The sequence below is a fragment of the Streptomyces sp. NBC_01481 genome (assembly GCF_026339995.1).
Taxonomy (GTDB): domain Bacteria; phylum Actinomycetota; class Actinomycetes; order Streptomycetales; family Streptomycetaceae; genus Streptomyces.
Genome location: NZ_JAPEPT010000002.1, coordinates 1,152,033 through 1,173,018 on the forward strand (window position 1 = coordinate 1,152,033; position 20,986 = coordinate 1,173,018).

The following is a 20,986-nucleotide window of genomic DNA, read 5'->3' on the forward strand; positions in this document are numbered from 1 at the left end:
CGCCACCGCGGGGCCCGTCAGGCGGAGTCGTCCGCGAGTTCGGCGACTCCCGTGATGCGGTGCAGGGGGTACGTGCGGACCTCGTCCGCCGTGTGGTCGTACGCCGTGACGAAGCCGCCCTCGACCCGCACCGGCGCGATGACGCGCTGGCTTGCCGCGCCGTCCGCGTTGACGTAGCCGATCCAGACCGCCGCGCCCGTCATCGCCGCCGCCTGGACAGTGGCCAGGGTCTCGGCGGAGGTGGTGCGCGGCAGCTCGCCGTTCTTCGCGGGTTCCGGGGCAGGTTTGCGCTCCACCGTGGCCGCGAGGTCGCCCGCGCGGATCGCCTTCACTGCCGCGCCGAGGAGCGTGGCGTCGGGCAGGGGCGGGCCGTCCGGGACGGGGGCGGGCGGGGTGCGTGGCGGGGTGCGGCGGGCGTGGGCGCGGGTGATCAGGACGTCGCCCTCGGCGGACTCGGCGGCGGGCGCGTACCCCATCGTCCGCAGGCCGTCGAGCAGCGTCGCCGGGTCGGCCTGGGCGGCCAGAACGGTGGGGGCGAGGCGGCGCAGCCGCAGGCCCTGGGACCGCTTGTCGGCGAGGATTTCGCCGAGCAGTGCGTCGTCGTCGCAGCGTACGTAGGCGGATGCGGCGCCGATCCGCAGATGGCCGTGGCGGCGGGCGACGTCGTCGATGAGGTAGCTGAGCGGCTGCGGCACGGGCGTACGGGAGTGTGTGGCCAGGAAGGTGTGCAGGTCGGACGCGGACCGCCCGGCGTCCAGCGCGCGGCGCACGGAGCCCGGGGTGAAGCGGTAGACGGTCGCCCCGCCTTTGGACTCGACGTCGGCGAGTACGGAGAGGGTCTCGGCGAGCGGTCGCTGAAGGGGGCCGGGCGCGACGGCGGTGAGGTCGGCCTGGAGGAGTACGTGGTCGAGCGGCTCGGGCAGGAGCGGCGCGAGTGCGGCTGTGGCGTCGGCGGCGAGCTCTTCGGCCCGGGCGTGCCTGATGGCCCCCGTCCCGTCCGTTCCGGCGGCCGGGGCGGTGTCGTGGCCGAGCAGGGCCCGGCCGTGTGCCGACAGTGCGCCGCGTCCCGTGATGCCCAGGACTTCCGCCTCCCGCAGTGTCCAGGCCGCGATGCGAGAGCGCAGATCGGTGGGGCCCACGGCCGCGTTGCGTGCCGCGTTGGTGTCCGGGTCCGCTGTCCCGCTGCCGCGCAGCGGGCGTTCCCAGCGCAGGCGGGCGAGGACGGACTCCGGGTCGGGCGCGGTGCCCGCCGGGAGGGTGGCGAGCAGGTCGAGGACCCGGCGGCGGACCTCGGCCGCGGCGGAGCGGTCGAGCTCGGGGCCGAGGGCCGAGAGGGCGCGGCCTTTGCTGTCCTGGCCGCCGATCAGGCCCGCCGTGCGGGTCGCGGTGAGCCAGGCCGCGGCGAGCCGTGCCCAGCGCTCGGCCGCGGGGAGGGTGAGCCAGTCGTCGTACGCGGGCGTCGGCGCGTACCGTTCGTCCGCCGCGCCGTCCGAGGCCAACAGCCCTGCTGCATAGGTGAGTTCCAGCCAGAACCCGGCCATCTGCTCGTTCGTGTCCAGTGCGGCGGCGGTGCGCTTGAGGTCACGTACGGAAAGGCCGCCGGACCGCAGCACCGCCGGCCCGCCCTCGTGCCAGTCCTTCAGCAGGTCCTCGACGGTGGAGAGCGCGGTGAACGCCTGGCCCGCCGCCGTACTGTCCACAACCTGTGGACGGCCCTGGGTGATCGATGTCGTCGCGGCGGGTCTGACCTCCGGCGGCAGCGGCTCGACCGTTCGGTGCGCGCGGCCGCCCCGCAGATGCAGTGCCGCCTCGCGCGGCAGCACGACCGTGCGCGGTGACGCGGGCAGCAGCAGTCCACGGTCGCGCAGCCACCGCACGGGCGGGGTCGGGCTGGCCGTCACCTCCCCGTACGGGGGACCCCAGACCAGCCGGTCCAGGACCGTCAGCGCCTCGGGCGGTGCGGTGTCGAGGAGCGCGGCCATCCGCGTCCGGTCGGTGAACAGCGAGACGAGCGCGGCGACCGCGGAGACCGGGTCGTGCGTGGTCGGCAGCCCGGCGGTGGCGAGGATTTCCTGGAGCCGCGTCGGCGACATCCCGGCGGTGGCCTCGGCGACGGTCGGGCCGAGGCCGGTCGGCGAGGGCCGGGTGGGGGAGGGGGCGAGGAGCTCGCGCGCGGTGCGCACCAGCCGTAGCCGGTCCTCACCGCCCCAGATGATCGCCTGCCTCCGCAGCACATCCACGGCGTGCGGCAGGGCCGCTTCGACGGCCGGATCGCCCTCGTCGCCGGTGAGCAGGCCGCGCAGGGTCTCGTACGGTGCGGGGTCGGGGGCCACGGCCAGTGCCTCGGCACTCTGCAGCGTGAAGCGGTCGAGCCGCTCCAGCGCCCGTACGACGGAGGCGCGTGTACCGGCCCGTGTCGCGAGCTGCGTCAGGTCGCCCGGCACGGGGGTCAGCAGATCGGGGCGGGCGCGCAGCAGTGCGGCCAGCTCCTCGTCGGCGCGGGTGCGCAGGGCCTCGGCCAGTGTGCGCGGACCGCCGCGGCCGGCCGTACTGCTTCCTTCGGGCATGGTCCCCATCCGCACCACGTTAGTCCCTGGAGCGCTACCGTCGGGGACAGGGCGGGCCCGGGACGACAGGGCGGCCGGGCAGGGAACGTCAGGGGAACGCCGGTGGGGATCGAGAGCGATCAGCTCGTCTACGACTATCTGAGCCGTGTCGGGGACCTGGCTCAGCAACAGCAACTGCCGTCCGGCACCCGCATGCGGCTGGTGTCGACGCTGCGCAACGAGATCGACCGGCAGCGGGCGAGGTTCGGTTCCGACACCCCCGCGTCGGTACGGCGCATTCTGGGGCGGCTCGGTACGCCGGACGAGGTCGTGGCGGCGGCGTTCGAGGAGAGCGGCGCCGCCGCGCAGCGGCCCGCGCCCGGAGCCGCGTCCCCGGCCGCCGTGCCCGAGCAGCGCGCCCGGCGCCGTATCCCGCGGCCGCGCAGAGCGGCTCCGGAACAGCCGGAGGTTCCCCGGATGTCGGCCGGCGCCTCGCCGCCGCATCTGGCGGGGATGGACGAGCTCGGCCCCTCGGGCAGTGAGCCCGACTGGTGGCGGGTCGAGCCCGGGCCGTTCGGCGCGGGCGAGAGCGTCGCGGGCTTCGTCGGCGGCGTGGAGGTCCCCGAAATACTGAAACCCCCGCCGTCCAAGGAGGACTTGGAGGCGCAGGCGGCCGCCGAGGACGCGGCGGAGCCGGAGGAGGAGTACGAGGACGAGGAGGCGGCGGAGGCCGGGACCGGGCGCCGCCGGTGGCTCCCGCGGCTTCGCCGCCGTACGGAAGAGGCAGGACAACCGCCCACGTTCGCCAACCCGTTCCTCCTGATCGCCGCCGCTCTGCTGCTCGGGGGCGCCCTCCTCGGCTCCTTCCTCGCCCTCGGCCTCGGCTGGCTTCTCGCCTACGCCTCGCGCCGGCTGTCCCGCGCCGAGGCGAAGTGGGCGGTCGTGGGCCTGCCCGGGGCGGTCGTGGCGGGCGGCCTCGTCTGGCTGTGGGGCCGGGTCGACGGGCGCTGGGGCGAGCCGATCCCGCAGGACGGGATGCGTGATGCGCTGGCCGGGACCTGGCCCTGGGTGGTGAAGGGGGCGGCGGTCGCCTCCGCGCTCTACCTGGTGTGGCGGGCGCGGCGTAAGACGGGCTGAGGGCGTCCTAGGTCCTGAGCACCGCGGCCGGGCGCCGCGGCCCGCTGGGCACAATGGCCCCTATGGCTTCGCACTCGGCTTCGAATTCCGCAAGGCACCCGCTCACCGTCGGCTTCGACCTCGACATGACCCTCATCGACTCCCGCCCCGGTATCCACGCCGCCTATCTCGCGCTGTCCGCCGAGACCGGCGTGTGGATCGACGCCGACCTGGCCGTGACGAGGCTGGGGCCGCCGCTGGAGGAGGAGCTGGCGCACTGGTTCCCGGGCGAGGACATCCAGCGGATGTGCGACCGCTACCGCGAGATCTATCCCACGTACGCGATCACGCCGACGCTCGCCCTGCCCGGCGCCCGCGAGGCCGTCGCAGCCGTCCAGGAGCTCGGCGGCCGGGCCATAGTCGTCACCGCCAAGCACGAGCCGAACGCCAAGCTGCACCTCGCCCATCTCGGGATCGCCCCGGACGAGGTCATCGGCTGGCTGTGGGCAGAGGCGAAGGCGGAGGCGCTGCGCGAGCACGGCGCGAGTGTGTACGTCGGAGACCACACCGGGGACGTACGGGGTGCGCGGGCGGCTCAGGCGCTGTCGGTCGCGGTGCCGACGGGGCCGTGCGACGCGGCGGAGCTGCGTGCGGCCGGCGCGGACGTGATCATCGATGATCTGACGGCGTTCCCGGCGTGGCTGCGCGCCTACAACCAGAACTAGAGTGCGGATTTGGCCTGTCGTCGCTGTGCGGCGATCGAGCGCAGCACACCCGCCGCGGCGATCAGGAAGCCGGCGCCCATCAGCATGCACACCGCGTACGCGATCGGCGGAAACGGTTCGGTCCCCAGAAACAGTGGGGCCACGGTGACCAGTGTGGCGACGGCGCCGACGATGAAGACGATCGCGCCGACGCGCACCAGCCCGTCACCGGGGGCGGGAGGAGTAGCAGTCATCCGGCCAGGGTAGTTCCTTGCGCGTAGGAACCGTTCGGCAACGTCTTGTCACCAGCCCCTGGACCATTAGCCTTGGGGGTGGCGGGTCAGGCGACCCGCTGTAGTGCTATCCAGACCGTTTTTCGGTGCCCAGGTTGGTGCCCGATTTCCGGTGCCCCAGTGCCCCAACGAGTACGAGGACGAGGACAGACGTGCCTACCGGCAAGGTCAAGTGGTTCAACAGCGAGAAGGGCTTCGGCTTTCTCTCCCGCGACGACGGCGGCGACGTCTTCGTTCACTCGTCGGTGCTCCCCGCCGGGGTCGAGTCGCTCAAGCCCGGCCAGCGCGTCGAATTCGGCGTGGTGGCAGGCCAGCGCGGTGACCAGGCGCTTTCGGTGACGGTTCTCGACCCGGCCCCGTCCGTGGCGGCGGCGCAGCGGCGCAAGCCCGACGAGCTGGCGTCCATCGTGCAGGACCTGACGACCCTGCTGGAGAACATCACGCCGATGCTGGAGCGCGGCCGGTACCCCGACAAGGTCCACGGCGCGAAGATCGCGGGCCTGCTGCGGGCGGTGGCGGACCAGCTGGACGTGTAGCCGCCTGTACGAAACCGAGCGCATCGCGGCCGAGGGGAGGTACGAGCCCCTCGGCCGCGGCGCGTGTCAGCAGGCCGCGCACCGCCGCAGCTGTTTCTTTCTGCCGCTCTCGCACTGCTTCGCAGGCTTCGAGCGGCTGCGCCGGACTCCGTCCGTCGGTCGTTGTCGGCGCCCGTCGGCGCCGGTGTCAGCCGAAAGCCAGCGCGTCGGGAGACAGTGGCGGAACCAGTCCCTCGGCCGCGGCGCGTGTCAGCAGGCCGCGCACCGCCGCGTACCCCTCGTCGCCCAGGTCCGCCGTGAACTCATTGACGTAGAGACCGATGTGCTGGTCGGCCACGGTCGGGTCCATCTCCTGGGCGTGCTCCAGTACGTAGGGCCGGGAGACCTCCGGCTCGTCCCAGGCCATACGCACCGAGATGCGGATCGAGTCGGCCAGCAGCTTCAGCGTCGCCCCGCCCAGTGAGCGCTTGGCGATGATCGCGCCGAGCGGGATGGGCAGGCTGGTGGTCGACTCCCAGTGCTCGCCCATGTCGGCCAGGCAGTGCAGCCCGTAGTTCTGATAGGTGAACCGCGCCTCGTGGATGACCAGTCCGGCGTCGACCTTGCCGTCCCGTACGGCGGGCATGATCTCGTGGAACGGCATCACGACCACCTCGCCGACCCCACCGGGCACGACGTCCGCGGTCCACAGCCGGAACAGCAGATACGCGGTCGAGCGCTCGCTCGGCACGGCGACGGTCTTTCCCGTCAGATCCGTACCGGGCTCCTTGGTGAGCACCAGCGGACCGCAGCCGCGGCCGAGCGCGCCACCGCAGGGCAGCAGCGCGTACTCGTCGAGGACCCAGGGCAGTACGGCGTACGACACCTTCAGCACGTCGAACTCACCGCGCTCGGCCATCGCGTTGGTGATGTCGATGTCCGCGAAACTCACATCGACGGCGGGCGCGGCGGGCACCCGGCCGTGCGCGAGGGCGTCGAAGACGAAGGTGTCGTTCGGGCACGGCGAGTACGCGATCTGCAAGGTCACGGCGTTTCCTCGAGGACGGGGGCGAGCAGCTGGAAGGCGTACCGCAACGAGTCCATCGCCTCGCCGATGCGCCATGCCGCACGGTCGCGCGGCCCGACGGGATTGGAGATCGCGCGGATCTCCAGGACCGGTAGGCGGTGGGCCGCGGCGGCCTCCGCCACCCCGAAGCCCTCCATCGCCTCGGCGGCGGCCCGCGGGTGACGGACGCTCAGCTCGGCGGCGCGGGCGGCGGTGCCGGTGACCGTGGAAACGGTGAGGACGGGTGCGTACACGGCGTCGAGCGCCTTGGCGATACGCGCGGACAGCTCGGGCGGCGGAAGGTGGACGCTGCGCCCGAAACCGAGTTCGTCGACGGGCAGAAAGCCGTCGGGGGTGTCGGCGCCGAGATCGGCGGCGACGATCGCGTCGGCGACGACGAGGGAGCCGACAGGGGCGTGTGGCTGGAAACCGCCGCCGATTCCGGCGGAGACGACGAGGTCGTACGAGCCGAGGGCGAGCGCGGTGGCGGCGGTCGCGGCGGCGGCCGCGGGGCCGACACCGGCGGCCAGCACATCAACGAAGGGCGTCGCGCCGGCACCGGTGAGCCCCGCGGCGACGGAGTCGGCCTCCGCCGCCACCGCGGTCACCACCAGTACGCGCACAGCCCTGCCCTCCGGACCGGGGTCCTTGTCAGGACTCCTTCTCGAACTGGAAGTGCCAGATGCCGATGACCTTCTTGCCGCTGGTCTCCATGATGCTGACGGCGGTCTTGCTGGTCGGCTCACCGGTCTGCGAGGAGAAGAAGGCGTTGCCGGGGATGGTCCGGTAGCCCTTCTTGTACGGCTCCTGCTCGACGGGCTGGCCACCGAAGAGCAGCGTCCAGCCGTGGTCGGCGATCTCCGGGTCGACGCCCATGCGGACCTTGTCGTCCAGGGCGACCTTGATGGTCTTGGCGGGCTTCTCGGTGAGGCAGCCCTGCAGCAGCGATTCCTTGATCGCCTTGCCGTCGTTGTAGCAGGCCGCCTCGGAGTGGACCGAGTCCGTCCCGACCGTCACGGTCGCGAGCGGGGTCGGCTTGTCGCAGGCGGAAAGGACGAGGAGCCCGGCGGAGACGGCACCGAGAGCGGCAGCGGCCCGGCGGCGCTTGCCCGAGAAGAACGCAACGGTCATGTCCCGAGGCTATCGGGCCCGCCGGGCCCCGCCACGCGGGGGTCCACCGCGCGTCGCGCCCTGCGCCTGCGGCGGGCCTGTTCCCCTACCCGCCCTCCCCCTACGGCCTGGCGGCCGTGGGAGATACCCCCATCCCGAACTGGGGGCAGGCCCCCAGACCCCCGTACGCGCTTCGCGCGTGTCCTCAACGCCGGACGGGCTGACATGTGCGGCCCAGCCGCACATGTCAGCCCCGTGGGGGTCCCCCCGGACGAAGTCTGGGGGAGTTTGAGGCGCGCGGAGGTTGGGGGTCCCCCCGGACGGAGTCTGGGGGAGGGCGGGGTGGGGGAACAGCCCCGCGCAGCGGCACCGCACCCCGCTACGCCACCTTCGCCGGCGCTCTCCCGCCATGCCGCGCCGCCACCAGCCCCCGCGCCGACAACACCAGGCCCAGCCCGACGATCCCCGCCGCCACCCACATCCCCAACGTCCCGATCAGCGGCAGCGCGATGCCGATCGCGCCTCCCACCACCCAGGCCATCTGCAGCAGCGTCTCGGAGCGCGCGAACGCCGAGGTGCGGACCTGTTCCGGGACGTCCCGCTGGATCAGCGCGTCCAGGGACAGCTTGGAGAGGGCCTGGCACAGACCCGCCGTCGCGCCGAGCACGGCCACCATGCCCGCGCCGAAGAACAGCGCCGCGCTGATCGCGGCCAGCAGCACCACACACTGCACCGTCGCGATGATCATCTCCGGCCCGCGGGCCTTCAGCCACGCCCCGACCGTCGTGCCCAGCGCGTTGCCCACGCCCGCCGCGACGCCCACTATCCCGAGTGAGACGGCAGGGCTCTGCCCGTTGAGCGGATGCTCCCGCAGCAGGAAGGCGAGGAAGAAGATCAGGAAGCCGGACAGCGCGCGGAGGGACGCATTGGCCTGCAGCCCGTGCAGTACGGAGGGCCCGACCGTGCGCAGACTCGGCTTCGTCTCGCCGTGCGTCAGCATGTGCGCCTTGCGCTCGCCCTTCGCCGAGTCGACCTTGTGCGGCATGGTGAACGCCCAGTACGCGCCCAGCAGGAACAGCGCGCACGCCCCGTACAGCGGCCACTGGGGCGCGACCTTCTGCAGTCCGATACCGATCGGCGCCGCGATCCCCGTCGCCAGCAGCCCGGCCAGCGTCACCCGGGAGTTCGCCTTCACCAGCGAGAACGTCGGCGGCAGCAGCCGCGGCACGACCGCGCTGCGCACCACTCCGTACGCCTTCGAGGCGACCAGCACACCCAGCGCGGCCGGATACAGCTGCAGGCCGCCCGTCTCCACCGCCCCGGACATCGCGAGCGCGAGCACCGCACGGGCGAGCATCGAGGCCGCCATCGCCGCCCGGCGGCCGTGCGGGATGCGGTCCAGAAGCGGCCCGATGACGGGGGCCAGCAGGGTGAAGGGCAGCATCGTGACGGCGAGGTAGAGCGCGACGCGGCCGCGTGCCTCGTCCGTCGGTACGGAGAAGAAAACCGTCGACGCGAGCGCGACGGTGATCATGACATCTCCGGCGCCGTTCACGGCGTGGAGTTCGATCAGTTTGCCGAGGCCGGACTCGCCCGCGCCGTGCGCGTGCGTCGCCTTGCGGATGCCGCGCGCCGTGCCCGTGAAAGGGAGATGCAGGGCACGCCCGACCGCCCGGCCTGCTCTTCTGAGCTGCCCGGCGCCTTCGGACGACCGTACGGCTGCCACTCCGTCATAGTGCCCCAAGCACCGCCCACGCGAACGGTGATGCGGTGTTGTTAGCCCCTTGTTGGGGCGGGCAGGTGGGCGGCGGGCGGCGGAGGGGGTAGCGTGCGTAGCGCGCCACCGGCGGTTGTTCTCGGCCGCGCGCCTCTTCGGCATCCCGCAGAATGGATGACGGTAGGTGTGCCCGAGACACGGTTGGTCTGGGCGCGGACGTCGATGCGGCCCCTTGGTCCGCTCCGCCTGCGGCCCGTACCTCGCGAATCGGCCGGCGCACCCGTGATACGGCGTAGGAGAGAAGCGAGACCTGTGAGTGCTGCGACGACGCGAAGCCGTACCCCTGACCGTCTGTGCGTCGAGGCGGTAGACCTCGCCCGGGCGGCGGCCGAGGAGGCCGCGGCCCCGGGGGTGGTCGGCGAGCATGTGTCCCTCGTCTCGGAGGGAGACCGCGTCGTCACGCACTTCTTCGAGTGCAAGGAGTTCGGCTACCGGGGCTGGCGCTGGGCGGTGACCGTAGCCCGGGCCTCGCGCGCCAAGGTCGTCACCCTCGACGAAACCGTCCTGCTGCCCGGCCCCGACGCACTGCTGGCGCCCGAGTGGGTGCCGTGGAGCGAACGGCTGCGGCCCGGCGACATGGGCCCCGGGGATCTGCTGCCCACCGAGGCGGACGATCTGCGGCTGGAGCCCGGTTTCTCCGGCGAGGACGCGCCGCCGCCGAACTCCGCGGTGTCGGAGGAGATGGCCGAACTGGTCGAGGCGGAGGACGCGGAGCTCACCGCGGGCCCGCCGGCCTCGCTGCCGCTGGCTCCCTCCCGCGGCTCGATCTCGGCGCTCGCCGAGGAGCTCGGCATGCGCCGGGCCAGAGTGCTGTCCCGGTACGGGCTCCATATCGCCGCGGACCGCTGGGACGAGTCCTTCGGCGCGAAGACCCCGATGGCACAGGCGGCCCCCGCGGCGTGCGTGACATGCGGCTTCCTGGTCCCGATCGCGGGCTCGCTGCGGCAGGCCTTCGGCGTGTGCGCGAACGAGTTCTCGCCGGCGGACGGGCGGATCGTCTCCCTGGCGTACGGCTGCGGAGGGCACTCCGAGGCGGCCGTGATGCCGAAGCCGCCGGTGCCGCCGCCGCCGGTGCTGGACACGATGGGCGCGGACGAGTTCCCGCTGCGCCCGGCGCGGGACGGCGGCTCGGTGTCCGAGCCGGACGGCGCGTCTGAGGACCTGGGCCACTCCTGACGTCACCGGGGCCGTGGCGCGGGCCTTGTTTGTTCCCCAGCCCGCCCCTTCCCGAACTGAGGGCAAGCCCCCAGGCCCCCGTACGCGCTTCGCGCGTGTCCTCAATCGCCGGACGGGCTGAAATTCAGCCCCTTGGGGGTCCCCCCGGACGAAGTCTGGGGGAGTTTGAGGAGCGGGGTCCGGGGCGGAGCCCCGGTTAAGGGAACGGGCGGGGTGGGGAACAGCCCCGCGCAGCGGCACCCGCCCCGCACCGCACCACAACCCCCCGCACCGAGGTACCTTCGGCCGCACAGGCATGCGCGGCAAACGCCCGCAACTGGAGAGAGCGGAGTCACAGCGTGAGCGTCAGGACGACCGAGTGGGCCGACCCGTTCGGGACGGCGCGGCTGCGGCGCGGGGTGCTCGACGCGTGGGGGGCCTCGCCCGCCCGCTTCCGGGAGGACGCCAACGCCGAGGAGGACCTCGCGCTCGGCGGCTACCGGGACCGCCTCGTCGTCGAGCTCGCCCAGAACGCCGCCGACGCGGCCGCCCGCGCCAAGGTGCCGGGCCGCCTGCGGCTGACGCTGCGGCCGGGCACCGGCGACCAGCCCGCCGTCCTCGCCGCCGCGAACACCGGCGCGCCGCTGGACGCGACCGGCGTCGAGTCCCTGAGCACCCTGCGCGCCAGCGCCAAGCGTGAGGGCCACGAGTCCGCAGTCGGCCGCTTCGGCGTCGGCTTCGCGGCCGTCCTCGCGGTGAGCGACGAGCCCGCGGTCGTCGGACGCCACGGCGGCGTGCGCTGGTCCCTCGCGGAGGCCAGGGGACTGGCCGAGCAGGCGTCCCAGGCGAGCCCCGGCCTCGGTGACGAGCTGCGCCGCCGGGACGGGCACGTACCGCTGCTGCGGCTGCCGCTGCCCGCCGAGGGCACGGCCCCCGAGGGCTACGACACCGTGGTCGTCCTGCCGCTGCGGGACGGTGCCGCGGTCGACCTGGTGGAGCGGCTGCTCGCCGGGATCGACGACGCGCTGCTGCTCACGCTGGCCGGACTCTCCGAGATCATTGTCGAAACTCCGGGCGGCGTACGGGAGTTGAGGCGCTCCGTGCGCGGGGCGTACGTACACGTCGAGGACAGTGTGCAGGGCGACCGGCGCTGGCGCGTCGTCAGTCACGGCGGCGGCATCGAGCCCGCACTGCTCGCGGACCGGCCGGTCGAGGAGCGGCTGCGGCCGTACTGGACGGTCACCTGGGCCGTGCCCGTGGACGATGCGGGCGCGCCGGCCCGGCCGCGTACCGCCCCCGTGGTGCACGCGCCCACGCCCACCGACGAACCCCTCGGTGTGCCCGCGCTGCTGATCGCGTCCCTCCCGCTGGACACCACCCGCCGCCACCCGGCGCCCGGGCCGCTCACCGACTTCCTGGTGCGCAAGGCGGCGGACGCGTACGCCGAACTGCTCGGCAGCTGGCAGCCGGTGACCGTCGGCACGATCGACCTGGTGCCCGGTCCGCTCGGCAAGGGTGAGCTGGACGGCAAGCTGCGGGCGGAGATCCTTGAGCGTCTCCCGCGTACGGCGTTCCTGGAGGCGGCCGCTCCCCGGGACGTGTCCGGCGAGGACACCGGTCTGCCGGACCGGGAGATCTCCGCGGGGCTGCGACCGATCGAGGCGGAGGTCCTGGAGGGCGCGGGCACGGAGACGGTCCAGGTGCTGGCCGAGGTGCTGCCGAGCCTGCTGCCCGCGGGTCTTGAGCGCCGTGTCGAGCTGCGTACGCTCGGTGTCGCGCGGGTGCCGCTGACAGAGGCGGTCGACCGGCTCGCGGGTCTTGAGCGCGAGCCCGGCTGGTGGCAGCGGTTGTACGACAGCCTCGCCGGGGTCGATCCCGACCGGCTGTCCGGGCTTCCCGTGCCCCTCGCCGACGGCCGTACGACGATCGGGCCCCGCCAGACGCTGCTGCCGCTGGCCGAGACACCGCCGCAGCTGGCCCGGCTCGGCCTGAAGGTCGTCCATCCCGATGCCGCGCACCCCCTCCTGGAGAAGCTGGGCGCACTGCCCGCGACACCGCGCGCCGTACTGACGACGCCGCAGGTCCGCGCGGCGGTCGCGGGCTCGCTGGACGCGGGCGAGGTCTGGGACGAGGACGCGCTGGACGCGGACGAGCTCGCGGAGACGGTGCTCGCGCTCGTACGGGACGCGGGCCTCGAACCCGGGGACGAGCCGTGGCTGGGGGCGCTGGCCCTGTCCGACGAGGACGGGGAACTCGCGCCCGCGGGTGAACTGGTGCTGCCCGGCAGCCCGTTCGCGTCGATCATGCGGGAGGACGAACTCGCGCTCTGCGACGCCGAGTTGGCCGAACGCTGGGGCGAGCAGCCGCTCGCCGCCTGCGGCGTGCTGGCGAACTTCGCGCTCGTACGGGCCACGGATGTCGTCCTGGACCCCGATGAACTGGAGCCCCGCGACGGGGACTTCGCCGAGCCCGACGACGCGGGGCTGCTCGACGCGGTCGACGTGTGGTGCGAGGACGTCCTCGACCGGCTTCCGGACACACCGGTGCCGCCGGTCGCCACGGAGGTCGTCGCCGTCCGTGACCTGGACCTGGTCGACGACGACTGCTGGCCGCAGGCACTGGCGCTGTTGGCACAGCCGCCGCTGCGGGACGCGCTCACCCAGTCCGTACGGATCCTGCTGCCGGACGGCACGACGGAGACGGTCCGTCCGTACACGGCGTGGTGGCTGCGGGACCATCCGGTCCTGGACGGCCGCCGCCCTGCGGGCCTGCGGGCCTCGGGCGCGGACCCGCTGCTGCGGGGCCTGTACGAGTCCGCCGACACCACGGGCTTCGAGGACGCCCAGGTGCTGCAGGCCCTCGGCGTCCGCACCTCGGTCGCCGCACTCCTCGACGAGCCGGGCGGCGCGGCGGAACTCCTCGGCCGCCTGGCCGACCCTTCGCGCCCGGTGCGGGCGGCCCAACTCCACGCCCTGTACACGGCGCTGGCGGATCTCGACCCGGAGCAGGTCACCCTCCCGGACGACCTGCGGGCGGTCGTGGACGGCGAGGTCCGCGTCGTCGACGCGGCGGACGCGGTGGTCGCGGACGCGCCGGACCTGCTCCCCTTGACCGCGGGCGTCGCGCTGCTCCCGGTGACGCCGTCGCGCGCCGCGGAACTGGCGGAACTGTTCCAGGTCCGCCGGCTGAGCGAGACGGTCACGGCGGAGGTGACGACACAGGGCGAGGAACACGAGGTCCCCGAGTCGGTCCACGTCCTGCTCGGCCCGGCCACGCCGGCGACGTACGTCGAACACGACGAACTGATCGCAGGCGGCACCGAACTGGAATGGCGCCGCACCCCGGACGGCGTGATCCACGCGTCCACGGTGGAGGGCGTGGCGGCGGGCCTGGCCTGGTCGGCGGGCCAGTGGCCCCGGCGCTTCGAGGTGGCGGCCCTCCTGGAGGACCCGTCCCGCACGGAGGAACTGGCCCGGGACCGCTGGTTCGACTGACGGGCACCACCCGGAGGCACCGGAAGGTCAGTGGCCGCCCTTGGGTTCCATGCAGCCGCCCTCCATGTAGTGGCCGTGGGCCTCCACCTTCACGTGCGAGGTCAGCAGGCCCGTGATGCACGGGCCTGCCTCCGGGACGCTGAACGTGAAGCCCAGCGAGCCTCCCGTCTTGTACACCTCGACGCTGGACTCGGGGTAGCCGAGAGCGGTCAGCTCGGACCGCAGGTCCGGCTCGCTGTGGACGCCTTCCAGCGCGGCCGTGATCCGCTTCGCGTGTGCCTGCCCGCGGCACAGCGCGGCGCCCTTGAGCGGGCCGGCCTGCTTGTACGCGTGGTTCTCCGCATATTTCCGCGCCTCGGGGTCCGTCGGCTCGGGCGCAGCGGTGCTCGGGGACGCGGGCGGCACCCCGTCCGAGCAGATGGCGGCCACGTCCCGGAACAGCCGGTCGTGTTTGCGTTCCGCGGCCTTCCGCTGCGCCTCGTACGAAGCAGACGCGGAGGCGGCGGCGTCGTCGACGGCCCGCTCCGTCCCGCACCCCGCCGTCACGAACACGACCAGCAGCACGAACAGACCGGCCGAGGCGGCAGTCAGACGATTCACGGAGGCGCTCCAATTCCCGTATGGCCAGGCTGGAATGGGGACAGTGCGCCTCGATTATGAGGCGCCGCCCCAGTGACGGTCCTGAGTACGAGTACTCAGAGCTTCAGCAGGGCCGTGAGGAAACGTGGTCAAGCCGACCGATAACCGTCGTACGCGACCTTCGATCGGGTGCCCGCCTGGTGGTCACGGCCAGGTGCGCTCGATGCGGTCCCGCCTTACGGCATAGGCGGCGGGGCCGCCTTTCTCGACGGCCCGGTACATCGCGCTGCGGTGTGCGTCGAGCCGTTCGACCATCTCGAGGCGGAGCTGTTGGTTGTCGAGGATTATCGTCGGGGATGTCCTGTATGGCTCTGTACGCGAATAAGAGAGCGAGTCCTCGCGAGCATCATCAACCTCAAGCATGGCCACTCAACGAGCAGGCGGCACGTTGAGAATTCAATTACCAATGGGAGGGCATTTTGAGCAACGTGTCCCACTTGCGGCTTTCGTCGCGACAGGCAGTTGGAAGCAGCGAGAAGTTGAGGCCTTGCGATGTGTCGTCAGGTGCAGGCCGGTCTCCCACGTGAATGGGCTTGACACTTGAACGGGCCTGATGATCATATTGCGGCTGCCGCATCCGACATCCCGGTATGACCAACCGGGTTGGGGTGAGCCAAGAGACGCTCGGCCCCTTGCCTTCGTCGCCACGGCGATCACGGCATGGGAAATTAATCACGGATCAACGGGGGCTTGTAACATGGGGGAACTCTGCCTCGCGCCAGCTTCCGTACATCCTCAGGAAACGGGAGCTTGCATGCAGTCGATAATGTCCAAGAACAGCTTCGCCGCGTTGGCGGCCGGCGCCATCGGTGCGGCCGGGCTGGCAATGGCTGGTTTCGCGGCGTTCTGGGTGGCCGGTTCGCTGGGCATCAGCGCGAGCGTCGCCGGGCAGGTTGTGGACGCCATCTCCGCAGGTGGCCTGGCGCTGGCCGTCGTCGGAGCGATGTTCAGTGGTGGCGTCATCTCTGCCATCAGCGCGACGGTGCTCTACTACATCAAGAAGAAGGGCAAGGCGTTCGCGATCGCCTAAACCCTATTCTTACCTGATGGCTGTCAACGCCATAGTTGGTCTCGCAAGGAGCAGGAGCGTTCTGCTCTCGCTCCTTGCGAGCGCCACGATCTTCGGTCTCGGCGCGGTACTTGGGTATTCGGCGCTGTCCGGTGCGGAGTTGAGTCCGCCGACAGTGTCACCGGAAAGCAGTTTCGGCCAAGCCTTCTCGGGGATTCTCAGCAGGAACATCCCATCCGCGATGCTGCTTTATGCGGGAGCCGCTTCCTTTGGTGTGGTGAGCCTGATCGGCATCACCATGCTCGCTGCCTATGTGGGAGCAACGCTGGCTGTCGTCGTGTCCAACTCCGGATGGTCGGGTTTCCTGACCGAGACCGGAGCGTACGTGGGCTTCGAATTCCTGGGATTCATTCTTGCCGGTGCTGCTGGTCTGTATCCAGCCGCCGTCGCAATGGTCCGGGGGAGTCGCCAGGACAGCACCGGGATGCTGCGCCGATATGTGCATGCAATGGCGGACTCATTGCGAATCTTTCTGGTCGGGGCGTCGGTCATTGTCGGCGCCGCGTGTATCGAAGCCACTGTCATGGCAGCGAGATAGGAAACATGAGAGCTGACACATCTCAGCAGCCGACGGTTGCGGACCAGTCGGCGCTCAAGGCGCCGTTCGACGACGAGGTCCGTCACACTGTCGAATCCGCCAAGGCCGCGGCGCCGACGAGCAAGTCCTTGTGGGTCTCGCTGTACTTCGTCGCACTCGCACTCGTGCTGTGCAGGCTGCCGACCGCATTCGCCTATGCGGAGACCTTGATAACGCCGAAGCAACGGGAAGAGATCGGCGATCCCGCGCTGGAGGACCTGGCGGTCAGCGTGGCCGTGGGCGGTGGCGTGCTGCTGACCGTCTTCGTCTACGCTTTCTACGTCTTCGTGGCCCGGGCCCTGGAGCGGCGGGTCTTCACCGCGAGTCAGTCGCTGGGCCGGGGACTGCGCACTGGTGCGTTCTTCCCGGTTCTCGTCCTGTGCCTCCTGCCCCCGCAGCTGGCCGCCCTCGCATTCGAGGTGGTTGACCCGACCCAGGGCATCGTCTACTACCTCTACATTGCCGCAGTGGCCCTGCTGGTTCCGGTGCTCTTCCGGGGCCGGTGGCGGCACCTGCCTCAAGGCAAGATCATCGCCCTCTACTGCTGCAGCATCGGCCTCGCCGCGTTCACAGCGGTCGGGTGACCGAGGGCATCGAAAGCAAGAGAGAGATACCTCCTATGCTCGCGCTCTACACCAAGACGGTCCGACTTGCCGCAGCGGCCGTGCTGCTGCTCGGCGCGGCGGCACTGCTGTTCTTCCTCACACATCCACTGAAGCCCGTGGGGAACGTCAGCCCGGACGTGCTCAAAGCGGTCCTGGCAGCGCAGTTGCTCGCCTTCGCCGTACTGCTGCCCGCCTCGGCCGTCCTGGTACGCAAGGCGAGAGAGACAACATGGTGGATCGCAGCAGTGTCGATCCTCGCCATGGCGTCGAACTCGATCATGCTCGGCGATTCCGTGGCGTCAGCACCACAGTCCCTGTTCTCGCTCCTGGCTGTGGTCATCTCTCTCGCCATGGCGGTGGTGTCGTTGTTCGCGGCGGGTGAGGGCCGTTCCGGAAAGCCTTCGCAGAGCAGGTTCTAGGCAGCCGCTCGGCTGCTCGAGGAAGCAACATGTCCGTTACGGAACCACAGTTGGACAGGATCAGACTCCGTGCGGTGTCTGACTTCTACCTGTTCGAGATACTCGCTGCTCTGCGCCTGCGTATGACGGTGCGCACAGCCAGACATCTACTCGCCGGCATGTACGTGCTGGCCGTGCCGCTCGTCTTCATCGTCGCGATGGCCAGCTTCTCCCTGATCAGGCCCATTGCGGAAGAGAAAGGCGTCCAAGCCGAGGAGCTACTGGTCGCCTTGGCGATGTTGTCGTTCTACGCGACTACGACGTACGCCCTCCGGGAGGCCTTCTCCCAGCGCCGGTTCATGGTGGCGGGATCGCCGAACGCGGAACTCTTCCGGGCGATGGACATCTCGTCACGGGAGGTGTTCCTCGTCTACTGCGCCCGCCGTATCTGCGGGTACCATCTGCTGCTTGGCATGGTGCCCGCTGGTTTCCTGTTCGCCTACTGGCCGGTTCCGGACACCAGCATTCCGCATCTCGTCTTCGCCGCGGTCGTTCCGGTCGGCATGTGCGCCGTCAGCCTGTCGGTCGCCGCACGATCCGCACTGAGCCTGCGCCAAGGGCGGAGCCGGGAGTCCGTCAGGGCGCTCGCTACCTGCGTCGGCTCCCTGGCCCTGGGTATCTCGGCAGCGCTGTTCATCGCGGCTCCGTTGATGGGATCCTCCGACGTCAGGATGCCTGGGCTCTACTCATCGGCGCTTGCCGGATCGTGTGCCACGGTGGTCTTGGTCGTCGGCGGCACGGCCTCCTTCCGCCTTGTACGTGACCTCGGCAGGATGCCCTTCCACTCGTTCCCCCTCGCGGCCGCCTCGCGTCCGGGTGCGAGTACTCCCTCGGACACACGGGCCGGCACCAGGCCCCCGGCGCTCGCCGCGATTCTGGTACGGGAACTGCGTGGCAGCGCGGTGTATCCGCTCGTCAAGCAGGTGTTCCTGGCCGGGGCCGGAGGGGTCGCCGCGATAGCGGGATTCGCACTGGCGAGCCCCTTCCCCCTCCCGATGGCCAACCTCCCTGCCCATGCGTACGAAATGGCAGCAGGGGCGGTCGCCGTGATGGTGCTCGGCCTCGCGGAGATGCTGTCCCGAGCGATCGGACCGACCACGTTGCGGGCCATGCTGCGCACTACCTGGGAGGCGGGCATGTCCTCCTGGTACATCGCCCGCGCGTTGGTTCTGGTGTGGACCACGTGCGGCCTGTGTGTCGGTGTCACAACGGCCGCTGTCGTACTGCTCCTGGCCGGCCCGAGCCTTACTGCCATACCTGTGATCATGGCTGTGTGCGGCGTGTCCGCCGCACTTGTCGCCGAGACCGTGGCCACTCCACCGCGCAACACCGATGGCAGTGCGGCCTCCGACCCCATTGCCGGGTTCCTCGCACTCGTGCTGACCGGCCCGGTGGTCTGGATCCTCGGGCAGGAATGGATGGTCGGACCGGCCCTGGCATTCTGCTACGCCCTGATACTTACTGGAGTTGCAACGGCATGCGTGCGACGAAGCATCCTGAAACTGCGCTAGAGCTGAAGTCCGTAACTGCCGGATACGACCAGTCCGCCCCGGTGTTCGTGGACCTCTCCCTGTCCCTGCCGGGCCGTGGTCTCACCATGGTGTCGGGCAGAAACGGTTCCGGTAAGTCGACCTTCCTCGAGTTGTGCAGCGGGTACCTCCCGCCGTGGCACGGTCAGGTCCGCGTCGGAGACCGGGACGCACGAGATCCGCTGAGCCGGACCGCGCGCAGGGTCTGCCGTACGGACGTGTCGCTCTATCCCAGCATGACCGTGCGGGACCACCTCGTCTTCGCCGCCCGTTGCCACGGGATCAGTCCTGATCCGGGACTGAAGAGGGCCGTGCGTTACGGACTGGAGCCGTGGCTGGACCACGCTGCGAAGGAACTGTCCACAGGTAACAGAAGGAAGCTCTGGCTGACCATGTGCACGCTGGGGGAGTTCGCGCTCGTCATGCTCGACGAACCCTTCAACGGCCTGGACTCCGCGGGCATCGAGCTGCTCTCAGCCGAGATGTGCGCGTGGGCCACGCATGCGTCCGTCGTGCTGATCGCACACGATCCGCCGGCCACCGTGGCGGCGGACACGACCATCACCCTTGACGGGTTTTCCGGTGCATCGCCGGGGAGTGGGGAATAGTGGCAACGGTTCAAGTCGACGCTCTCTCGAAGACATTCGGGGAGAAGCTGGTGGTGGATGGGCTCCGCTTCACCGTGGAACCCGGGTCGGTCACAGGCTTCCTCGGGCCCAACGGCGCGGGAAAGTCGACGACCCTGCGGCTCATGCTCGAGTTGGAGCAAGGAAGCGGCAGGACGCTCTTCGACGGTCAGCGCTACTCGGAGCTGGCCGATCCGGCGCAGCGCGTCGGAGCACTGCTGGAGACAAGGGCCTACCACCCTGGGCGTTCCGTGCACGCACATCTGCGCATGCTCACTCGAGGTATAGGCGTCCCGGAAAAGCGCATCGACGAAGTCCTCGACCTCGTGGGGCTCCTCCCTGTCGCGCGGCACCGGCCGAAGGGCTTCTCCCTGGGCATGCTGCAGCGACTGGGCCTTGCCTGCGCGCTGCTCGGCTCCCCCGATGTCCTCATCCTCGACGAGCCCGGCAACGGTATGGACCCGCAGGGCATGCGATGGTTGCGCACCTTTCTCAAGGAGTACGCGGCTGCGGGCAACGCCGTCTTTGTCTCCTCCCACCAGATGGCGGATCTGGACGAGCTGGCCGAGCGGGTCGTGGTGATCGGCAAGGGGCGTCTCATCTGCGACAGCACCCTCGCCGACTTCAAACGCGCATACGACGGGGGAGCCGTCCGAGTACGGGCGGACTCACCGGACCAGCTCCGCGCCGCACTCGTGCGGCGCGGCGCTCACGTCGAGTCCAGCGCGGACGGCTGTCTGCTGGTCAAGGAGCTCGCGCAGCGGGAGATCGCAGCCACGGCACTTGCCGAGAACGTCATCGTCACGGAGCTGACGGTCGCCGAAGCGACGCTGGAGGAGGCATTCCTGCACGCCTCGGCGGCGAGTGTCGAATACGTGACGGATGAGAAGGCGGGTGCCCGGTGAACAGGTCTGTGCGGTACGAGTGGGTGCGGCTGACCACCCTTACGTCGACGTGGCTGCTCGCAGCCGCAGCGGTCGCCGTGACTGCCCTTGGGGCCTGGGGCTACGCCTTCACCATCACCGAGTTCCAGTCGGAAGAGATGGCCGTCACCGCGCAAGAAGCACTGGTCGCGGTCATCAACAAGGCTTCGTTCGCCCCCCTCGCGGCCGGGCTCTTCGGGGCACTCGCCATGGGAGGTGACTACCGGCATGGCACGATCAGGGCAATGCTCGCCGTGACTCCCGTTCGAAGCCGGGCCCTCGCGGCGAAGGCTCTCGTGGCCGGCGGATTCGCGCTGGCGGTCACGGTGTACGCCACCACGGTGTCCTGGATCGTGGCGAGCGCTGCCCTGCCGGCGGAGCTGATATCGGGTGTGTCGTACGGAGACCTGATCGTGCTCCATGGCGGCCTGCTGCTGCAGACCGTGTGCTGGACCCTGATCGGCATCGCGATCACCGTCGTGTTCCGCTCACAGGCCGTCGGCGCCGTCTCCTTGGTGGCGATCCCCTATGTGCTCGAGCCCATGGTCAGGACGGGCGGCTTGTTCGCCGACTCCACGTGGCTGGCGCAGGTGGCGAGGTATCTGCCGTTCGCCGCGGGCACTTCGATGTCGAACATCGCAGGCGATGAGGGGGCCTTCCTCGCCGAGGCCTCCCAGCGTATGGCGCCCGGGACCGCGGTCCTCGTCTTCGGCCTCTTCACCGGGGCACTCTTCGTGGGGGCCGTCGCACGGTTCCGCCGCCAAGGTGTGTGATCCGGAACTGC

The 20,986-nt window shown here is 70.9% G+C and carries 21 protein-coding genes; 13 read left to right on the forward strand and 8 right to left on the reverse strand.

What is annotated here, in order from left to right:
- Window positions 1-17 precede the first annotated feature (17 nt).
- The gene (locus OOK40_RS15945; protein ID WP_266481775.1) at window positions 18-2,567 is read right to left on the reverse strand and encodes a helicase C-terminal domain-containing protein; all 2,550 of its coding nucleotides are present in this window, start codon (window positions 2,565-2,567) and stop codon (window positions 18-20) included.
- 102 nt (window positions 2,568-2,669) lie between these two features.
- Between OOK40_RS15945 and OOK40_RS15950 the strand changes: the two genes are divergently transcribed.
- Together OOK40_RS15950 and OOK40_RS15955 are read left to right on the forward strand one after the other, a co-directional pair.
- A complete protein-coding gene (locus tag OOK40_RS15950; RefSeq protein ID WP_266481297.1) occupies window positions 2,670-3,683 on the forward strand; it encodes a hypothetical protein in 1,014 nt (337 codons plus the stop codon).
- A 53-nt stretch (window positions 3,684-3,736) separates the two neighbouring features.
- Window positions 3,737-4,387, forward strand: coding sequence for an HAD family hydrolase (locus OOK40_RS15955; protein WP_266481299.1), 651 nt, complete (start codon window positions 3,737-3,739; stop codon window positions 4,385-4,387).
- On the opposite strand, the gene OOK40_RS15960 is transcribed toward OOK40_RS15955, so the two are convergent.
- Complete coding sequence (locus tag OOK40_RS15960) at window positions 4,384-4,620, reverse strand: hypothetical protein (RefSeq protein ID WP_266481301.1); 237 nt, start codon at window positions 4,618-4,620, stop codon at window positions 4,384-4,386. The two genes, OOK40_RS15955 and OOK40_RS15960, sit on opposite strands and share 4 nt — an antisense overlap.
- A gap of 191 nt (window positions 4,621-4,811) precedes the next feature.
- On the opposite strand from OOK40_RS15960, the gene OOK40_RS35255 reads away from it, so the two are divergent.
- A complete protein-coding gene (locus OOK40_RS35255; RefSeq protein ID WP_323136066.1) occupies window positions 4,812-5,195 on the forward strand; it encodes a cold-shock protein in 384 nt (127 codons plus the stop codon).
- Between the two features lie 187 nt (window positions 5,196-5,382).
- Here the strand turns inward: OOK40_RS35255 and OOK40_RS15970 are convergent, their stop codons facing one another.
- The 4 genes from OOK40_RS15970 to OOK40_RS15985 form a co-directional block, all read right to left on the reverse strand.
- Window positions 5,383-6,297, reverse strand: a complete 915-nt coding sequence (locus OOK40_RS15970) for a 1,4-dihydroxy-6-naphthoate synthase (protein WP_266481303.1) — start codon at window positions 6,295-6,297, stop codon at window positions 5,383-5,385.
- Entirely contained in the window at window positions 6,219-6,863 is a 645-nt protein-coding gene (locus OOK40_RS15975; protein ID WP_266481305.1) for a futalosine hydrolase, read from the reverse strand. Before OOK40_RS15975 ends, OOK40_RS15970 begins: the two co-directional genes overlap by 79 nt.
- A gap of 28 nt (window positions 6,864-6,891) precedes the next feature.
- Window positions 6,892-7,371, reverse strand: a complete 480-nt coding sequence (locus tag OOK40_RS15980) for a DUF2771 domain-containing protein (RefSeq protein WP_266481308.1) — start codon at window positions 7,369-7,371, stop codon at window positions 6,892-6,894.
- Window positions 7,372-7,729: 358 nt separating this feature from the next.
- Complete coding sequence (locus OOK40_RS15985; RefSeq protein ID WP_266481310.1) at window positions 7,730-9,076, reverse strand: MFS transporter; 1,347 nt, start codon at window positions 9,074-9,076, stop codon at window positions 7,730-7,732.
- A 303-nt stretch (window positions 9,077-9,379) separates the two neighbouring features.
- On the opposite strand from OOK40_RS15985, the gene OOK40_RS15990 reads away from it, so the two are divergent.
- On the forward strand, window positions 9,380-10,303 hold the full coding sequence (locus tag OOK40_RS15990) for a DUF3027 domain-containing protein (protein WP_266481312.1): 924 nt from the start codon (window positions 9,380-9,382) through the stop codon (window positions 10,301-10,303).
- A 338-nt stretch (window positions 10,304-10,641) separates the two neighbouring features.
- On the forward strand, window positions 10,642-13,776 hold the full coding sequence (locus OOK40_RS15995) for a sacsin N-terminal ATP-binding-like domain-containing protein (RefSeq protein WP_266481314.1): 3,135 nt from the start codon (window positions 10,642-10,644) through the stop codon (window positions 13,774-13,776).
- Window positions 13,777-13,803: 27 nt separating this feature from the next.
- Here OOK40_RS15995 and OOK40_RS16000 read toward each other — a convergent pair whose 3' ends face one another.
- Together OOK40_RS16000 and OOK40_RS16005 are read right to left on the reverse strand one after the other, a co-directional pair.
- Window positions 13,804-14,376, reverse strand: a complete 573-nt coding sequence (locus tag OOK40_RS16000) for a hypothetical protein (RefSeq protein WP_266481316.1) — start codon at window positions 14,374-14,376, stop codon at window positions 13,804-13,806.
- Between the two features lie 183 nt (window positions 14,377-14,559).
- Window positions 14,560-14,778 carry a hypothetical protein gene (locus OOK40_RS16005; protein ID WP_266481318.1) on the reverse strand — a complete coding sequence of 73 codons (219 nt, stop codon included), beginning with the start codon at window positions 14,776-14,778 and terminating at the stop codon, window positions 14,560-14,562.
- A 391-nt stretch (window positions 14,779-15,169) separates the two neighbouring features.
- On the opposite strand from OOK40_RS16005, the gene OOK40_RS16010 reads away from it, so the two are divergent.
- The 8 genes from OOK40_RS16010 (at window position 15,170) to OOK40_RS16045 (ending at window position 20,975) form a co-directional block, all read left to right on the forward strand.
- On the forward strand, window positions 15,170-15,445 hold the full coding sequence (locus OOK40_RS16010; RefSeq protein ID WP_266481320.1) for an uberolysin/carnocyclin family circular bacteriocin: 276 nt from the start codon (window positions 15,170-15,172) through the stop codon (window positions 15,443-15,445).
- Between the two features lie 16 nt (window positions 15,446-15,461).
- A complete protein-coding gene (locus OOK40_RS16015) occupies window positions 15,462-16,022 on the forward strand; it encodes a stage II sporulation protein M (protein ID WP_266481322.1) in 561 nt (186 codons plus the stop codon).
- 5 nt (window positions 16,023-16,027) lie between these two features.
- The gene (locus tag OOK40_RS16020) at window positions 16,028-16,645 is read left to right on the forward strand and encodes a hypothetical protein (protein WP_266481324.1); all 618 of its coding nucleotides are present in this window, start codon (window positions 16,028-16,030) and stop codon (window positions 16,643-16,645) included.
- A gap of 35 nt (window positions 16,646-16,680) precedes the next feature.
- The gene (locus OOK40_RS16025; protein WP_266481327.1) at window positions 16,681-17,085 is read left to right on the forward strand and encodes a hypothetical protein; all 405 of its coding nucleotides are present in this window, start codon (window positions 16,681-16,683) and stop codon (window positions 17,083-17,085) included.
- A gap of 74 nt (window positions 17,086-17,159) precedes the next feature.
- The gene (locus OOK40_RS16030) at window positions 17,160-18,635 is read left to right on the forward strand and encodes a hypothetical protein (protein WP_266481330.1); all 1,476 of its coding nucleotides are present in this window, start codon (window positions 17,160-17,162) and stop codon (window positions 18,633-18,635) included.
- Window positions 18,602-19,261 carry an ATP-binding cassette domain-containing protein gene (locus OOK40_RS16035; RefSeq protein WP_266481332.1) on the forward strand — a complete coding sequence of 220 codons (660 nt, stop codon included), beginning with the start codon at window positions 18,602-18,604 and terminating at the stop codon, window positions 19,259-19,261. Before OOK40_RS16030 ends, OOK40_RS16035 begins: the two co-directional genes overlap by 34 nt.
- Window positions 19,261-20,184, forward strand: a complete 924-nt coding sequence (locus OOK40_RS16040; RefSeq protein ID WP_266481334.1) for an ATP-binding cassette domain-containing protein — start codon at window positions 19,261-19,263, stop codon at window positions 20,182-20,184. Before OOK40_RS16035 ends, OOK40_RS16040 begins: the two co-directional genes overlap by 1 nt.
- A complete protein-coding gene (locus tag OOK40_RS16045; RefSeq protein WP_266481336.1) occupies window positions 20,181-20,975 on the forward strand; it encodes an ABC transporter permease subunit in 795 nt (264 codons plus the stop codon). Before OOK40_RS16040 ends, OOK40_RS16045 begins: the two co-directional genes overlap by 4 nt.
- Window positions 20,976-20,986 lie beyond the last annotated feature (11 nt).

What these genes read in the sequence shown, in the direction of transcription:
- OOK40_RS15960 (WP_266481301.1), bottom strand. Translation starts at nt 4,620, where the DNA reads ATGACTGCTACTCCTCCCGCCCCCGGTGACGGGCTGGTGCGCGTCGGC.
- OOK40_RS16025 (WP_266481327.1), top strand. Translation starts at nt 16,681, where the DNA reads ATGCTCGCGCTCTACACCAAGACGGTCCGACTTGCCGCAGCGGCCGTG.
- OOK40_RS16035 (WP_266481332.1), top strand. Translation starts at nt 18,602, where the DNA reads ATGCGTGCGACGAAGCATCCTGAAACTGCGCTAGAGCTGAAGTCCGTA.
- OOK40_RS16005 (WP_266481318.1), bottom strand. Translation starts at nt 14,778, where the DNA reads ATGCTTGAGGTTGATGATGCTCGCGAGGACTCGCTCTCTTATTCGCGT.
- OOK40_RS15955 (WP_266481299.1), top strand. Translation starts at nt 3,737, where the DNA reads ATGGCCCCTATGGCTTCGCACTCGGCTTCGAATTCCGCAAGGCACCCG.
- OOK40_RS15970 (WP_266481303.1), bottom strand. Translation starts at nt 6,297, where the DNA reads ATGGCGCATCGGCGAGGCGATGGACTCGTTGCGGTACGCCTTCCAGCT.
- OOK40_RS16020 (WP_266481324.1), top strand. Translation starts at nt 16,028, where the DNA reads ATGAGAGCTGACACATCTCAGCAGCCGACGGTTGCGGACCAGTCGGCG.
- OOK40_RS16015 (WP_266481322.1), top strand. Translation starts at nt 15,462, where the DNA reads ATGGCTGTCAACGCCATAGTTGGTCTCGCAAGGAGCAGGAGCGTTCTG.
- OOK40_RS15945 (WP_266481775.1), bottom strand. Translation starts at nt 2,567, where the DNA reads ATGCCCGAAGGAAGCAGTACGGCCGGCCGCGGCGGTCCGCGCACACTG.
- OOK40_RS16010 (WP_266481320.1), top strand. Translation starts at nt 15,170, where the DNA reads ATGCAGTCGATAATGTCCAAGAACAGCTTCGCCGCGTTGGCGGCCGGC.
- OOK40_RS15980 (WP_266481308.1), bottom strand. Translation starts at nt 7,371, where the DNA reads ATGACCGTTGCGTTCTTCTCGGGCAAGCGCCGCCGGGCCGCTGCCGCT.